Raw genomic sequence first — 15456 nt, 5'->3', positions numbered from 1 at the left:
CCGCCACGCGCGGCGCGGTCGGGGTGGGCGCCGCCGGCGCCGTCGCCGTGGGCGCCGTGCAGGTCAGTGGGCGCGACGCGAGCGTCCTGCCGCCCGCCGTCGCGGGCGCACCGGCGGGAACCTGCGGCTCCGACACCGGCGCGCTGCGCGGCCTCCCGGTCGAGGACGCGCTCACGCTGACCGCGACGACCGACGACGCCAACGTCGCCGTCCAGCCCCCCGACGCGCACGAGGGGGCCCTGACCAGCGTCATCGGTCCGTCGGTGTGGCTGTGGCCGTCCTTCGGCGGCGTGCGCGACCTGGAGGCGTACCCCCTCGTCCCCCGCCCTGACGTCGAGACCCCACCGTTCGTCCGGGTCGTCCTCGCGCACGAGGGGACGGTCGTCGGGACGTCGATCGAGCAGACCGTCGTGGGCGGCATCCCGTACTCGCCGACCGGCTGGGACCCGCTGGTGGTCCCTCTCGTCACCTGCGACGAGCCGGGCCGCCCCGGCGGTGACGCGCTGCCCGCGGGCGACTACGAGGTGTACGTCGCACCCGACGACGGCCCGCTCGACGCCCCCGTCGGTTCCGTCTCCCGGTCGTGGACCGTGCGCGTCGTCGACCAGACGGCCGTCTCGGGCCTGCCCGCCGACTTCCCCGACGACGTGCCGCTGGTCCCGGGCCAGCTGCTCGACGTCCGACGCCTCGACGACGGCGGCTGGTTCGTCGAGATCGCGACGCCGGCCGACGACCGGGTGTCGCGCGCGGGAGCTCTCCTCGACGGGTCGGCACCCGACGCAGGCCGAGGGCCTGGCGCGTCGTTCTACGGGACGACGCTCGCCGAGTGGACGGTGGAGATCAAGGCGTCGCAGGTCGACGGGGTGGAGACCGTCTTCTACGTGCTGGCCCCCCGCTGATCCTCCGGCCGGTCGCGTGGTGGAGGGACCGTGCGGCCGGCCGGTGCCGTGGGCCGGGACCGCGGGACGGGCTCAGGCGACGGAGCCGTCGTCCGTGAGCGCGTCGTCGAGCGTGTCGTGCACCGTGAAGACGGGCAGCAGCGCGGTGATACGGAACAGCTGGCGGACCCGCTCGGTCGAGATGACGAGCTGGAGCCGCCCGCCCAGCAGGCGCACCTTCTTGAGCGACCCGACGAGCACGCCGAGGCCCGTCGAGTCCATGAAGGTCACGTGGCCGAGGTCGACGACGAGGTCGGTGCGCTCACGGTCGAGCAGGTCGTGGACGCACTCGCGCAACGCGTCCGCCGTGGACACGTCGACCTCACCGTCGACCTCCACGACAGTCCGCGTCCCCACGTCCCTGCTGGTCACGCGCACCCTGTGCTCCCCCGTCCCTCGTCCGAAATTCAAACATTCCCGACGGGCCCGCGACGAGCGCATCGAGCGGCGTGTTTTCACCCAGGCGGCGGTATCGGCGTGCTGCACCGAGGGCTACGTGTCCCGAGTCGTGCCCACCTGCGCGCTCCGTCAGGGGATGCCCGCGATCAGACGGCCGACGGCACGCGTCGCACCGACGCGAGGGCCTGCCGGTACTCGTCGGTCGTGCCGTCGGGGCGGACCTCCTGCCGCACGTGGTCGCGCACGCCGAGGCCGGCGAGCGTCGCCGTGAGCTCGTCGACGTCGGCGGGTGCCAGGACGGTCGGGTCGACGGTCGTGCGGACCTGCACGTCGACGCCGGACGCCAGCACGAGCGCGAGGGACCTGAACGTCGCGTCGGCGCTGGTCGTCGGGCCCCCGGCCCGCGTGATCGCGCGGTACAGGCGCGCGGGCGCCTTGACGTCGAACCCGACCCAGTCGACGTGCGGCAGCAGCGCCTCGAGCCGCCGGGGGTAGGCGCCGCCGGTGTGCAGGCCGACCAGGAAGCCGGCGTCGCGCACCTCGCGCGCCGCGTCGACCAGGCCCGCCTGCCGCGTGGGCTCGCCGCCCGAGAAGACGACGCCGTCGAGCAGCCCGCGCCGTCGCGCGAGCAGGTCCCGCACGTCGGACCACGGCACGACGCCGGGCGTGCGCGGGTCGAGGATCGCCGCGTTGTGGCAGTACGTGCAGCGCCACGGGCAGCCCTGCAGGAACGCGGTCGCGACCAGCCTGCCGGGCCAGTCGCACGACGACAGCGGCGTCAGGCCCGCGATCGCGAGCCCGTCCGCCGCCGCCGTCGTCGTGCGGTCCGTCATCAGGCCTGCTGCTCCGCACCGGCCGCGGCGAGGGCGCGCTCCTGGAACGGCGTGCGCTCCATGTGCTCGCCCTTCTTGCCGATGTTGAACGAGCTCACGGGCCGGTGGTAGCCCATGACGCGCGTCCACACCTCGCACACGACCTCGCCGTAGCCCTCGTCGGCGCAGCGCGGGCACGTCGGGTGCTCGCCCGAGAGGTAGCCGTGCCGGGTGCAGACGGAGAACGTCGGCGTGACCGTGAGGTACGGCAGGCGGAACGTCGACAGGGACCGCCGCACGAGCTCGCGCGCGGCCTCGGGCGTCGACAGGCGCTCGCTCATGTACAGGTGCAGGACGGTGCCGCCCGTGTACTTCGTCTGCAGGTCGTCCTGACGGGACAGCGCCTCGAACGGGTCGTCCGTGAAGCCCACGGGGAGCTGCGAGGAGTTCGTGTAGTACGGGTGGTCGTCGGTGCCGGCCTGCAGGATGCCGTGGTACCGACGGCGGTCCTCCTTCGCGAACCGGTACGTCGTGCCCTCCGCGGGCGTCGCCTCCAGGTTGTAGAGATGGCCGGTCTCCTCCTGGTACCGGACCATCCGCGCGCGGACGAAGTCGAGCACCCGGACGACGAGCGCGTGCCCGCGCGGGTCGGTGAGGTCGTACGCGTCGCCCGTGAAGTTGCGGACCATCTCGTTGAGGCCGTTCACGCCGATCGTCGAGAAGTGGTTCTCGAGCGTGCCGAGGTACCGCTTGGTGTACGGGAACAGGCCCTCGTCGATGTACTGCTGGATGACCGTGCGCTTGAGCTCGAGCGACGTGCGCGCCAGGTCGAGCAGGCCGGACAGCGCGTCGAACAGACCGTGCTCGTCGCCCGGGTTGAGGAAGCCGAGCCGCGCGCAGTTGATCGTCACGACGCCGAGCGAGCCCGTCTGCTCCGCGGACCCGAACAGGCCGTTGCCGCGCTTGAGCAGCTCGCGCAGGTCGAGCTGCAGGCGGCAGCACATCGACCGCACGTCGCCCGGGTTCATCTCCGAGTTGAGGAAGTTCTGGAAGTACGGCAGGCCGTACTTCGCCGTCATCGCGAACAGCCGGTCCGCGTTCGGGCTGTCCCAGTCGAAGTCGTGCGTGATGTTGTACGTCGGGATCGGGAACGTGAAGACGCGCCCGCTCGCGTCGCCCTCCGTCATGACCTCGATGTACGCCTGGTTGATCAGGTCCATCTCCGCCTGGAGGTCGCCGTACGTGAAGTCGCACGGCTCGCCCGCGACGAACGGCACCTGCTCGCGCAGGTCCTCCGGGCACGTCCAGTCGAACGTGAGGTTGGTGAACGGCGTCTGCGTGCCCCAGCGCGACGGCACGTTGAGGTTGTAGACGAGCTCCTGGATCCCCTGGCGGACCTGCTCGTACGTGAGGCCGTCGAGCCGGACGTACGGCGCCATGTAGGTGTCGAACGACGAGAACGCCTGCGCGCCCGCCCACTCGTTCTGCATCGTGCCGAGGAAGTTCACGATCTGCCCGATCGCCGACCCGAAGTGCTTCGGCGGGCGTGCGTCGACCTTGCCCGGAACGCCGTTGAGGCCCTCCTGCAGGAGGGTCCGCAGCGACCACCCCGCGCAGTAGCCCGACAGCATGTCGAGGTCGTGGATGTGCAGGTCGCCCTCGCGGTGCGCCCGGCCCACCTCGGCCGGGTAGACGTGGCTCAGCCAGTAGTTCGCGACGACCTTCCCGGCCGTGTTGAGGATGAGCCCACCCAGCGAGTAGCCCTGGTTGGCGTTGGCGTTGACGCGCCAGTCGCGGCGGTCGAGGTACTCGTCGATCGACGAGCCGACCTCGACGACGACCTGCTCGGTCATGTGCGGTGTCCCCTTCGTCCCTGGCGCCCTCCCGCCTCAGCGATCCCACATGTTGTGGTCGAGGCGTCCCCGGAGGACTAGATGTGGCAGTTCTATGCCCGACGACGTGGCCTCCGGGGGACGAAGGTCCCGCCTCCGCGGGCGCACGCACGGCCCTGCGGCGAAAACTCGTCCGGATGCGCGGCGTGTCGCGGCACGGGGGTGCGCGGGGTGCGGCGTGTCGTGCGGGACGGCCGGTCGGGGCGTGTCGCGACGAAGCGCTCAGCCGCGGACGAACCGGACCGGCTCGCCCGGCCGCACCTGCGCCAGGACCCCGAGCGCCGACGCCCGCACGACCGCCACCACCGGGTACCCGCCCGTCACCGGGTGGTCGACGCCGAACACCACCGGCAGGCCGTCCGGCGGCACCTGCACCGCCCCCGGGACCAGACCCGCCGACGGCAGCTCCGCAGCCGCCCGCGCCCGGACGCGCACGACCCGCGGACCGTCCAGGCGGAGCGCCACGCGATCCGACGACGGCGTCACCCGGAACCCGTCCGCCCCGCACAACGCGTCGAGCCCGCCGTCGAACCAGTCGGCGTGCGGACCGGTCATCACCGGGAGCCGCCACGGCCCCTCCGGCCAGGGGCGGACCGGGGCGACGTCGACGGGAGGCCAGGCCGCGGGCGGGGCTGCGACCGGGATGACGTCCCCCGTCGCGAGAGGTGCCGGGCCGATCCCGCCCAGCCGGTCCGTGGCGCGCGAGCCCAGGACCGGCGGCACGTCGACACCGCCTCGCACCGCGAGGTACGTGCGCAGACCGCGGCTCGGCGCGCCGACGCGGATCTCCGCACCGTCCGGCACCTCGACCGGGGCGTGCATCCCGACCGGCACACCGCCCACCCGTACCGGCGCGGGCGCACCCGCGCACGCGACCGTCAGCGGCCCGCGCGCCCGCAGCCGCAGACCGCCCATGAGCAGCTCCAGACCCGCCGCACCCTCGTCGTTCGCGACCAGGCGGTTCGCCAGCCGCAGCGCCGACGCGTCCGCCGCACCCGACCGCCCGACGCCGACGTGCGCCCACCCGGGCCGGCCGAGGTCCTGGATCAGCGTGAGGACCCCGGGCTCGACCACCTCGAGGGCCCCGGAGGCGACGACCTCGCGGCCCGGCGAGGCCTCCCGACGTCCGCGGGCCGCGTCGCCACCTGGCGCGTTCACGCGGGCGCAGCCGCAGGTCCGTGGGGCGCAGCCGCCTCAGGCTCCGGCTCCCGCCCTGGCTCCGACCGTGGATCCGGCGCAGGCCTTGGCTCGGGCTGCGACTCCGGGACGAAGCGCACCCGCGAGCCGGGCGTCAGCAGCGCCGGCGGAGTCCGCGCCACGTCGAACAGCGGCACGTCGCACCGGCCGAGCAGCCGCCAGCCGCCCGGCGTCGCCGCCGGGTACACCGCGGCGAACTCGTCCGCGATCGCCACCGCACCGGCCGGGACCCGCTCGCGCGGGGTCGCGCGTCGCGGGACCCGGAGCGCCGGGTCCAGGCCGACCAGGTACGCGAACCCCGGCATGAAGCCGCCGAACGCGACCGTGTACGTCGCCCCGGCGTGCCGCTGGACGACCTCCGCGACCGTCAGCCTGGTGAGCGCCGCGACCTCGGTGAGGTCCTCGCCGTCGTAGCGCACGGGCAGCTCGACGACCTGGCCGAGACCCCGCCGCCCATGTGCGTCCGCCGGCTCCGCGTCGCCGGTGTGGTCGGCGGTGCGCGCGGTCCGCCAGACCCGTCGGACCGCCGCCGCGAGCGCCGCCACGTCCACCCCCGGCGTCGTCCGCAGGAGCACCGTCGTCGCCGCCGGCACCTGGTCCACGACCGCGCCCCACACCGACGCGTCGGTTCCCTCACGCGCGCGCCGCAGGGCGTCGTCCAGCCGCCGCACCGCGGCGAGGTCCGCGACCTCGACGAGCAGCGCGTCGTCGCCGAACGGCACGACGTGCAACGCGGAGGTCATGCGCCGATCCTGCCCCGCCGCGGCCACCGAGGGCAGACGGACAGGCCGCCGGGTCGGACGACCGGGTCGACCGGCGCACGAAGGGCCGCCCGGTCAGACGAACGGGCCGACCGCGACCCCTGCCTGGTCCAGCGCGTGTCGCACCGCGGCGGCGAGGACGACCGCGCCCGGCGTGTCGGAGTGCACGCACACCGACTCCGCGTCCGCCAGGATGAGGGTGCCGTCGACGCTGGTGATCCGCCCGTCCCTCGCCATCGCGAGCACGCGCGCCACGACCTCGTCGGGGTCGACGACGAGCGCCCCCGGCTCGGTCCGCGGCACGAGCGTCCCGTCGGCGCGGTACCCGCGGTCCGCGAACGCCTCGCGCACGGGTCGCAGACCGCGGTCCCGGGCGACGTCCAGCACGACCGCGCCGGGCAGCCCGACGAGCGGCAGCGGGTCGCCGTCGCTCGCCTCGACGACCGCGTCGACGACCGCCGTCGCCTGCTCGGCGTGGTGCACGACCGCGTTGTAGAGCGCACCGTGCGGCTTGACGTACGACACGCGCGTGCCGGCCGCGGCCGCCGCCCGCCGCAGCGCGCGCACCTGCTCGACGACGTCGGCACGCAGGACGACGGGCGGGACGTCGAGGAACCGCCGCCCGAAGCCCGCCCGGTCCCGGTACGACACCTGCGCCCCGACGGCGACCCCCCGCTCCGCCGCGGCCCGGCACACGGCCGCCATGACCCGGTCGTCGCCGGCGTGGAACCCGCACGCGACGTTGGCGCTCGTCACGACGTCGAGCAGGCGCGACTCCGGCCCGTCGACACCGGGGACCCAGTCGTCGAGCCCCTCCCCCAGGTCGCAGTTGAGGTCGATGCGCGCACCCATGCCCCGATCCTCCCCCGTCATCGGCGGCGAGGGGGCACGTGGCGGGTCGGCGAGACACGCCTCGGCCGTCGCCGCGGCGGTCCGCCGTCGTCACAGCGACCACGAGCCCGGCCACGTGACGCCCCGACCGTCGACGTCGCTCCCCCGGCGACCGTCGCCGCTGCCGGGGCGTCGCCGCACCCGCACCGTCCGGCCCGTCGGCGGGTGCGAGGATGGGTCGGTGGTCCGGACCGGTGAGCTGCTCGACGCGCTGCTCGCCGGAGGACGGAGAGCCGACCGGCTGACGCACGTCCGCCACCTCCCGGCACGCGAGGGGGTCCGGGCGCCGTGGCCGACCTGGGCCGACGCGGACGTCGTGCGCGGCTACCGGCAGCTCGGCGTCGAGCAGCCCTGGGCGCACCAGGCGGTCGCCGCCGACGCGGCGTGGTCCGGCCGGCACACCGTGCTGTCGACGTCGACGGGGTCGGGCAAGTCGCTCGCCTTCTGGCTGCCGGCCCTGACGGCGGCACGCGGCTCCGCGGCCGCACGCACGCTCGACCCCGGCCGGATCGAGACGGTCTCCCGCCGTGCGACGACCCTCTACCTGTGCCCCACGAAAGCCCTCGCGGCGGGACAGCTCGCGGCGCTCGACGACCTGCTGCGCGCCGCCGCCCTGCGGGACGTCCGCGTCGCGACGGCCGACGGCGACACGTCGCTCGACGAGCGGCGCTGGGTCCAGGAGCACGCCGACCTCGTCCTCACCAACCCCGACTTCCTGCACTTCGCGCTGCTTCCGCAGCACCGTCGGTGGGCGCGGCTGCTCGGTGCGCTCCGGTACGTCGTCGTCGACGAGTGCCACGCGTTCCGCGGTGTCTTCGGCGCGCACGTCGGGCTCGTGCTGCGGCGGCTGCAACGCGTCGCCCGGTCCTACGGTGCGTCGCCCGTGTTCCTGCTCGCGTCGGCCACGACGGCCGACCCCGCGGTCAGCGCCGCGCGTCTCGTCGGCGTCCCCGCCGACGACGTCACCGCCGTGACCGAGGACGCGTCGCCCGCGGGCCGCAAGACGTTCGTCCTCTGGCAGCCACCGCTGCTCCCCGGTGGTGACGCCCCGTGGAGCGACCTGCTCCCGGACGAGGACCCGTGGTCGACGCCCGTCGCGGCGCCCGGGGGCGCGGTGCGGCCCGACGCGCCCGGCCCACCCGCGCCCGACGACCCGTGGACGGTCGCCGACCCGACGACTGACGGGCCGACGGACTTCGACGCGCCCACGTCGGCGTGGTCGGACGGCGCTGCGTCCGAGCTCGGTGACCTCGCCGCTGCCTCGCCGGGGACGTCGCACGTCGAGGCGCGCGCGCACACGGCAGACGCGGTCGTCGACCCGACGGCGTCCGGCCCGTCGGGGACGGGCGAGCGGGTGGTGACCGAGCCGCACGACGGTCCGCGCCGCACCGCGACCGCCGAGGTCGCGGACCTGCTGACCGACCTCGTCGTCGTCGGTGCGCGGACCCTCGCCTTCACCCGGTCGCGCCGTGCCGCGGAGTCGGTCGCGTCCGCGACGCGGGATCACCTGCGCGACGTCGACCCGGACCTCGTGCGTGCCGTGTCCGCATACCGCGGCGGCTACCTGCCGGAGGAGCGGCGCGCGCTCGAACGCTCGATCCGGACGGGCGACCTGCGCGCGCTCGCGACGACGAACGCCCTCGAGCTCGGCATCGACATCTCGGGCCTCGACGCCGTGCTCGTCGCGGGCTGGCCCGGGACGCGCGTGTCGCTGTGGCAGCAGGCGGGCCGTGCCGGCCGCGCGGGTGCGGACGGGCTGGTCGCGCTGGTCGCCCGCGAGGACCCGCTCGACACGTTCCTCGTGCACCACCCCGAGGCGATCTTCGACACGCCCGTCGAGGCCACGGTGTTCGACACCGGCAATCCGTACGTCCTCGCACCGCACCTGTGCGCGGCGGCCGCCGAGATCCCGCTGCGCGCCGACGAGCTCGACGTGTTCGGCCCGCAGGCACCCGTCCTGCTCGCCGAGCTCGTCGAGCGCGGTGCGTTGCGCCGCCGCTCGTCGGGCTGGTACTGGACGCACGCCGAGCCGGCGACCCGCCTCACGGACCTGCGCGGCTCGGGCGGCGACCCGGTCCGCGTGGTCGAGTCGGTCACGGGCCGGCTGCTCGGCACGGTCGACGCCGCCTCCGCAGACGCGACGGTCCACGACGGCGCCGTCTACGTGCACCAGGGAGCGACGTTCGTCGTCGACGAGCTGCACCTCGACGACGGCGTGGCGCTCGTGACCCGGCGCGACGTCGACTACGGGACGTGGGCGCGCTGGGTCACGTCGACCGAGATCGTCTCCGTCGACGAGGAGATCTCGTGGGGGCCTGTCACCTGGGGCTTCGGCGCGGTCGACGTGACGACGCAGGTCCTCGGCTACCAACGCAAACGCATCCCTGACCTCCAGGTGCTCGGGGCCACGGACCTCGACCTCCCGCCGCGCACGCTGCGCACCGCCGCCGCCTGGTGGACGGCCCCGGCGGACGTGCTCGAGGCCGCCGGCGTCGGCGAGGAGGACGCGCCGGGCGCGCTGCACGCGGCCGAGCACGCGTCGATCGGCCTCCTGCCGCTGCTCGCGACGTGCGACCGCTGGGACCTCGGCGGCCTGTCGACCGCGCTGCACGCCGACACGGGCCACGCGACGGTGTTCGTCCACGACGCCTACCCGGGCGGTGCGGGGTTCGCCGAGCACGGTTTCCGCGTGGCGCCGACGTGGCTGCGGGCCACCCGCGACGCGATCGCGGCCTGCCCGTGCCCGGGCGGGTGCCCGGCCTGCGTGCAGTCCCCCAAGTGCGGCAACGCGAACAACCCGCTCGACAAGGCGGCGGCCGTCCGGTTGCTCGACGTCGTGCTCGCGCACGCGCCGCAGTCCGACTGACACCTCGCCGCACCGCCGACCGACAGGCCCACCCGCGCCGTCCCGCCACGCCCGAGCAGCGGGCTCGTCGGACACCGTGCGGCGCCGTCGACCCGACGCGGCACCGAGGCGCCCGACACCGTCAGCCCGACCGAGGCCCTCACCCGCCGCTCGCCGGCCGCGGGCCGGCACGCGCCTCCGCGGAGGCAGGACCGACGCCCGTGCGGCGCTGCGCGCCGACGCGGACCACGCCGTCGCCCTCGTCCGCGCACGCGATGACGCTCGCCCCGTTGCGCGCGGCGACCAGCCCCGCCGTCGCGCAGGCGTCTCCCCCACGTCGCATCGCGGTCGCGGCCGCCAGCGCGGACAGGTCGGCAGCGGTCTGCGCCTGGAGCCGGGCCGTGTGCGCCGAGGTCACGACGCCGAGGAACGCTGCGAGCACGAGCGCGACCGCGACGACCGCGACCAGGACGACGGTGACGGAGCCGTCGTCGGCGCCGGCCGGACGCCGATCACGCCCATCGCCGGCAGGCGTCGTCACGGCTCGACCCGCGCCGTCGCCGACCCCCGGGCCTCCAGGGGGCCGAGCCGCAGCCCACCGACGGGCACCGACGCCTCGACGACGACGGTGACCCACTCGCCGTCGCGCGTCGTCCGGACGCGCGACCCGTCCCCCGCGACCCGGCGAGCGGTCGCGGCGGCGTCCGACGAGGACTCGCCGAGCGCGAGGGCACGAGCGCCCGCGCGGGCACCGTCGAGGCACTGGGCGCGCGTCAGCCCGGCCCCGACGACGGCCAGCACGACCACGAGGAGCGCCACGACGACGGGCAGCCCGACCGCGAGCTCCGCCGTGACGCTGCCCGCGTCCCGCACTGTGGCGGGCGGTGCCTGCCGGTACGCGACCGTCCGCGACGTGGCCCGGCTCGTCGCGCCCCCGCTCGTCGCGGCTCGCTGCTGCGCTCCGGCACCGACGAACCGGGCGATCACGGCGGGCCGAAGGCGAGGGCGCTCGCGCGTCATCACGTCGGGCCGTGCGGCGTCGACGGTCACAGCGAGAGCGCCTGCCGCACGATGCCCGTGAGCAGGCCCTTCACCTCGCCGCTCTTGAGGATCACCACGAGGAGCCCGGCGAAACCCACGGCCGCCAGCGTGACGATCGCGTACTCCGCGGTCGCCATGCCCGCGTCGGCGCCCAGACGACGAGCCCGTTGCGCCACGGTCGCCCCGAGCTGCCCGCAGGCGCGCACGCCCCGTCGTGCCCGGGCCGACACCGCGCCTGACCGGCCCGGCAACGCTCCCGCGCCCGTCGCGACCGGACGGGCCACCTCGTCGTCCCCCGAGCGCGCCGTCTCCGTCGTGACTCTGCCATCCGTCGTCCGTCGCACGGTTCCTCCTCTCGTCGACGGGCCGAGGACCCGTCTCGCCGCACCCTGCGGCCGTCCCACCGTGCTTCGCCCCGCGGCCTCCCGGTGCCGGAGCCACCGGGACCGTGGACGACACGACGCCCGCCCGGAGCTGTGGACGGCTCGTCGGACGACGTCCGACGAGGGACAGACGTGGGCCGTCGGTCCTGCGATGCTTCCGGTCGTCGACGGCCGATCAACGGGCGAGGAGGGGGCACCGCATCGCACGAAGCCGCCTGCTCCTGACGATCGGCGTCGTGATCGCCGTGGCGACCGCGTGCGGCGACCCGTCGGCGCTCCCGACGGCGTCGGCGACGGACGTCGCGCTCGACGAGCCCGAGGGTGACGGCGGCGACGACGCTCAGCTCGCGGGCGTGCTCGACCGCGTGGACGGGTGCGTCGTCGTGCGCGTGGGCGAGCCCGCGACGCTCGTCGCCCCTGTGCTCCCGGTCGGCGCGCACTGGGACGGGGACGAGCCGGTCGCGGCCGGGCAGCGGCACCGGCTGGGCGACCGCGTCGAGTGGCGTGGCGGTGAGCTGGGAGGGGGTACGAGCGGGCTCGCCCAGGTGCCGTCGGGCTGCGAGGGCCTCGACCTGCGGGTGGTCCATCCCTCGGCGCACAGGCCCTGTCGGCAGCGCACGACGGTGGGGTGTCAGGGCACGAGGGCGAGCCCGTCGGTCAGCGACAGCACGATCGGCACGAGGCCGACCAGCACGAACGCCGGCAGGAAGCACGCGCCCAGCGGGAGGACGAGGTGCACGGCGAGCCGCGCGGCAGCGGTCCTGACGGCTCGGTGTCGCTCACGTCGTAGCCGCTCGGCACGCGCGCGGAGACCGGGGACGGGCGGTGCGCCGGCGACCCACGCGCTCGCGAGCGCGTCGCGCACGGGCCGGACGGACGGGGGCGCACCGGCCCAGGCGGTCGACCACGAGGCGCCGAGGACCAGCGCGGAACCGGCGCGCTCGAGCGCCGTCCCCGTGACCCCGCCGATCGCGCGACCGACCGCCGCGAGCGCGGTCGGGATCGCGGAGCCTGTCGTGAGCGCGGCCTCGACGAGGGCGAGCACGAGGGCCACGTCGACCTCGACCTGCCTTCCCTGGTGGCCGGCCGCCGCCACGGTCCGGACCAGCAGGCCGCCGGGGACCTCGACGGCGGCGTGCGACCCCGGGGCCGGGCTCGCACCTCGCCCGCCACCTCGGCCTCCGCCTCGGCTTCGGACGGAGCGCGCCGGGTCACCGTGCTCGTCGACGGCCGGCCGTGCCGGCGCGCGCGACACTCGTGCCGGACCGACGTGTCCGCCGCCGGGTACCGACCGTGCGACACGCGCGTCACGGGCACCTCGTGCGAGCCCTCGCAGTCGCGGCCTCGCTCCGCTCCGGAACGCCACGGCGACGGTCAGCGCCGCGAGCAGCACGAGGACGCTCATGCGGCCAGCCGGCCCGCGGCGACCGTGCGCGCGAGCAGCCGACCGGTCCACCACCGGCCGAGGACGAGCAGGCCGGCGCCGAGCAGGGCGCACCCCGTGCCGACCCCGCCGCTCGTCAGGACGCCGAGCGGGTCGGCGCCGAGCAACGTGCCCAGCAGGACACCGGCGACCGGCAGGACGAGCAGCACGCGTGCCGTCGCGCGTGGACCCGCGAGCGCGGTGGCGACGTCGGCGTCGTGCTCCTCGTCCGCGGCGACGGCACCCGCGACGCCCTCCAGCACGTCGGCGAGGGGTGCCCCGAGGTCGGCGGCGAGCTGCGCCGCGGCGACGACCGCGCGTGCCCGCGCGACGTCCTCACGACGCCGCGCCGCTCCCCTGCCCACCACGTCCTCGGCGGTCGGCACGTCGCCGATCCCGGGCCGCCCGAGGACGTCGGACCACGCCATCCCGGGCGGCGCACCGCTGCGCAGCCGGGCGGCGGTGTCATGCAGCACCCCGACGAGGTCCACCTCGCGACCTCGGTCGCGAGAGCGGGCGTCACGCGTCCGACGCGCGGCGACGACCCCGCCGAGCGAACGAGGGCGTCGCTCGAGCGCGCCGACGCTCGCCGCCCTCCGAGGCTCGGCCGGTGTCGCTGCCACGCCGCCCCGACCGGCGCACACCGGCCTCCCGCCCGACACGACGAGCAGACCGGCGAGGGCGGCCGCGACCACGACCAGCACCTCACTCACCGCGCCCACTCCCCCCGGGTCGGAGGACGGGAACGACCCGGTCGACGGTCGGGGCCGTGATCGACGCTCCCGCGCGCGCCGGACCCGCAGGACGGGCGCCGTGGGGCGCGGCCGTCGCCGACGGCTCCCCGCGATCCGCGCCGACGGGGCCGGTGGCCGGCAGACCGAGACGGGCGGACAGGTGCGCCCAGGCGGGCTCGACGGTCACGACGCCTGCGGCGTCAGCGCGCAGCGCACCCACGACCTCGAGCTCCCCCGTCGCCGACCGGCGGACGACCGCCACCTCGGCGAGGTAGCGCGTCCCGTCGGGGGTGCGGCGCAGGTGCAGGACGGCGTCGAACGCGCTGGCAGCCTGGGCGGCCACGGCGTCGCGCGACAGCCCCGCGAGCGCGGCCAGGGCCTCGAGCCGTGCGGGCACGTCGGCGGCCGCGTTGGCGTGGACGGTCGCGCACCCGCCGTCGTGGCCGGTGTTGAGCGCCGTGAGGACCTCGCGGACCTCGGCGCCGCGGCACTCGCCGAGCACGACCCGGTCGGGTCGCATGCGCAGCGACTGCCGCACGAGGTCGGCGAGCTCGACGCGGCCCGCTCCCTCGACGTTCGCGTGCCGGGCGAGCAGCCGGACGACGTGCGGGTGGCGCGGGGCGAGTTCTCCCGACTCCTCGATGACGACGATCCGCTCGTCGGGTGGCACGAGCGAGAGCAGCGCCGCGAGCAGGGTCGTCTTCCCCGACCCGGTGGCACCGGACACGAGCAGGTTCGCGCGTGACGTCACGAGCGCCCGGACGACGGGCACGAGCGCGGGTGCCAGCGTCCCGCCCGCCACGAGCTCGACCACGGACAGCGCCCGCACCCGCACGGCCCGCAGGCTGAGCAGCGTGCACCCGCTCGCGACCGGTGGCAGGACCGCGTGCAGCCGCGTGCCGTCAGGCAGGCGTGCGTCGACGGTCGGGCTGGCCTCGTCGAGGCGCTGCCCGCCGGCGGCAGCGAGCCGGACCGCGAGCGCGCGCACGTCGTCGACGCCCCCGAGGTGCACGCCCGTCCTGCGCAGCCGGCCCGCGTGCTCGACCCAGACGTCCTCGGGGCCGTTGACGAGCACGTCCGTGACGTCGGGGTCGTCGAGCAGGTGCTGGAGCGGTCCGGCCCCGAAGACCTCGTCCCGGACGGTCCGGACCAGCCCGGCGAGACCGCTCGACCCCACGAGCGAGCCGCGCCGGCGGACGGTCGCGTCGACGGCCGCACGGACCTCGTCGTCGGTCGCCGCGCGCGGGCCCGTCCCCGCACCGGATCCGGGACCCGCACCCTCGACCCCTCCCACGACCGCGCCCGACGTGAGGAGCTCTCGCACCTCGTCGAGGAACGCGGCGTCGACGAGCGCCCGGCGCGGTGCCTGCCCGCCCGCCGTCACCGCGCGAGCCCTGCGGCGAGGCGTCGGACGGCGCGGGCGAACGGCCCTGTGGTCGGGATACCGCCGTGCTCGGTGCCGGCGGCGAGCCGGCGGTCGACGGGCAGCACCGCGCGGACGGGCAGCCCGACGGCCTCGGCGACCTCGGAGGCGCCCAGGCCGCCGGGCGCCGGGCCGCGGACGACGAGGCCGACGTCAGCGCCCGGCACGTCGAGGACGTGACGGAGCGCGAGCGCACCCGCGGTCGCACGCAGGTCGCGCGGGGCGACGACCAGCACCGTGTCGCACACCGCCGCGACGGACTCGCCGGCGACGACCCGGGACCGGTCGAGGTCGAGGACGAGCACGCCGACCGTGCACGACAGCGCGTGCAGCACGTCGGCGACGACGGCCGGCTCGGGCGGGTCCGGCCGGGCGCGGTCGGCGCTCAGGACCGCGCACGCTCCCCACCGGGGCAGGAGCGCGAGCAGGTCGTGCCCGTCGACGTCACCGCGCGCGTCCGTGAGGTCCGGCCAGCGCACGCCGTCCGCACCCTCGAGACCCAGCAGGACGTCGAGGCCTCCGCAGCCACCGTCGAGGTCGACGAGGGCGGTCGCCGTCGTGCGTGACACCGCCCGGGCGAGCGCCGCCGCGAGGCTCGACGCCCCCGCGCCGCCCCGGGCGCCGACGACCCCGACGACGTGCGCACGCCAGACCGGTGGCGCCGGTGGAGCGGCCCACCCGCGCGCGGTCGGCGGCGTCGACGCCACCGGCCACGGC

General features: G+C 76.3%; 15 protein-coding genes. 2 read left to right on the top strand and 13 right to left on the bottom strand.

The window, feature by feature from the left end:
- The coding region (locus CTKZ_RS21335) for a hypothetical protein (protein WP_160142804.1) at positions 1 to 899 on the top strand (899 nt) is incomplete at its 5' end.
- A 72-nt stretch (positions 900 to 971) separates the two neighbouring features.
- Here the strand turns inward: CTKZ_RS21335 and CTKZ_RS02145 are convergent.
- The 6 genes from CTKZ_RS02145 to CTKZ_RS02120 form a co-directional block, all read right to left on the bottom strand.
- The gene (locus tag CTKZ_RS02145) at positions 972 to 1310 is read right to left on the bottom strand and encodes an STAS domain-containing protein (RefSeq protein WP_443090073.1); all 339 of its coding nucleotides are present in this window, start codon (positions 1308 to 1310) and stop codon (positions 972 to 974) included.
- 173 nt (positions 1311 to 1483) lie between these two features.
- Complete coding sequence (locus CTKZ_RS02140; protein WP_124341391.1) at positions 1484 to 2170, bottom strand: anaerobic ribonucleoside-triphosphate reductase activating protein; 687 nt, start codon at positions 2168 to 2170, stop codon at positions 1484 to 1486.
- Positions 2170 to 4002 (bottom strand): ribonucleoside triphosphate reductase, encoded by a 1833-nt coding sequence (locus CTKZ_RS02135; RefSeq protein ID WP_124341390.1) that lies wholly within the window; start codon positions 4000 to 4002, stop codon positions 2170 to 2172. Before CTKZ_RS02135 ends, CTKZ_RS02140 begins: the two co-directional genes overlap by 1 nt.
- 261 nt (positions 4003 to 4263) lie before the next feature.
- Positions 4264 to 5199 (bottom strand): 5-oxoprolinase subunit C family protein, encoded by a 936-nt coding sequence (locus tag CTKZ_RS02130; protein WP_124341389.1) that lies wholly within the window; start codon positions 5197 to 5199, stop codon positions 4264 to 4266.
- Complete coding sequence (locus tag CTKZ_RS02125) at positions 5196 to 5981, bottom strand: 5-oxoprolinase subunit B family protein (RefSeq protein ID WP_124341388.1); 786 nt, start codon at positions 5979 to 5981, stop codon at positions 5196 to 5198. The genes CTKZ_RS02130 and CTKZ_RS02125 overlap by 4 nt, the downstream gene beginning before the upstream one ends.
- A 93-nt stretch (positions 5982 to 6074) precedes the next feature.
- On the bottom strand, positions 6075 to 6851 hold the full coding sequence (locus CTKZ_RS02120) for a LamB/YcsF family protein (protein ID WP_124341387.1): 777 nt from the start codon (positions 6849 to 6851) through the stop codon (positions 6075 to 6077).
- 220 nt (positions 6852 to 7071) lie between these two features.
- On the opposite strand from CTKZ_RS02120, the gene CTKZ_RS02115 reads away from it, so the two are divergent.
- The gene (locus tag CTKZ_RS02115) at positions 7072 to 9756 is read left to right on the top strand and encodes a DEAD/DEAH box helicase (RefSeq protein ID WP_124341386.1); all 2685 of its coding nucleotides are present in this window, start codon (positions 7072 to 7074) and stop codon (positions 9754 to 9756) included.
- Between the two features lie 139 nt (positions 9757 to 9895).
- Here CTKZ_RS02115 and CTKZ_RS02110 read toward each other — a convergent pair whose 3' ends face one another.
- The 7 genes from CTKZ_RS02110 to ssd form a co-directional block, all read right to left on the bottom strand.
- Positions 9896 to 10276 (bottom strand): Rv3654c family TadE-like protein, encoded by a 381-nt coding sequence (locus CTKZ_RS02110; protein WP_124341385.1) that lies wholly within the window; start codon positions 10274 to 10276, stop codon positions 9896 to 9898.
- Complete coding sequence (locus CTKZ_RS02105) at positions 10273 to 10785, bottom strand: TadE family type IV pilus minor pilin (RefSeq protein ID WP_235843137.1); 513 nt, start codon at positions 10783 to 10785, stop codon at positions 10273 to 10275. Before CTKZ_RS02105 ends, CTKZ_RS02110 begins: the two co-directional genes overlap by 4 nt.
- Complete coding sequence (locus CTKZ_RS22310; protein ID WP_370520939.1) at positions 10782 to 10952, bottom strand: DUF4244 domain-containing protein; 171 nt, start codon at positions 10950 to 10952, stop codon at positions 10782 to 10784. Before CTKZ_RS22310 ends, CTKZ_RS02105 begins: the two co-directional genes overlap by 4 nt.
- An 838-nt stretch (positions 10953 to 11790) precedes the next feature.
- Positions 11791 to 12213 (bottom strand): type II secretion system F family protein, encoded by a 423-nt coding sequence (locus CTKZ_RS21330; RefSeq protein WP_160142803.1) that lies wholly within the window; start codon positions 12211 to 12213, stop codon positions 11791 to 11793.
- Between the two features lie 347 nt (positions 12214 to 12560).
- A complete protein-coding gene (locus CTKZ_RS02090; RefSeq protein ID WP_235843136.1) occupies positions 12561 to 13073 on the bottom strand; it encodes a type II secretion system F family protein in 513 nt (170 codons plus the stop codon).
- Positions 13074 to 13287: 214 nt separating this feature from the next.
- Positions 13288 to 14700, bottom strand: a complete 1413-nt coding sequence (locus CTKZ_RS02085; RefSeq protein ID WP_235843135.1) for a TadA family conjugal transfer-associated ATPase — start codon at positions 14698 to 14700, stop codon at positions 13288 to 13290.
- A complete protein-coding gene (ssd, locus tag CTKZ_RS02080; RefSeq protein WP_124341392.1) occupies positions 14697 to 15446 on the bottom strand; it encodes a septum site-determining protein Ssd in 750 nt (249 codons plus the stop codon). The genes CTKZ_RS02085 and ssd overlap by 4 nt, the downstream gene beginning before the upstream one ends.
- Between the last annotated feature and the right edge of the window lie 10 nt (positions 15447 to 15456).

The sequence above is a fragment of the Cellulomonas algicola genome, assembly GCF_003851725.1.
Lineage (GTDB): Bacteria > Actinomycetota > Actinomycetes > Actinomycetales > Cellulomonadaceae > Cellulomonas > Cellulomonas algicola.
The sequence above is the reverse complement of the archived record's forward strand: the minus strand, read 5'-3'. Positions and strand labels throughout refer to the sequence as shown.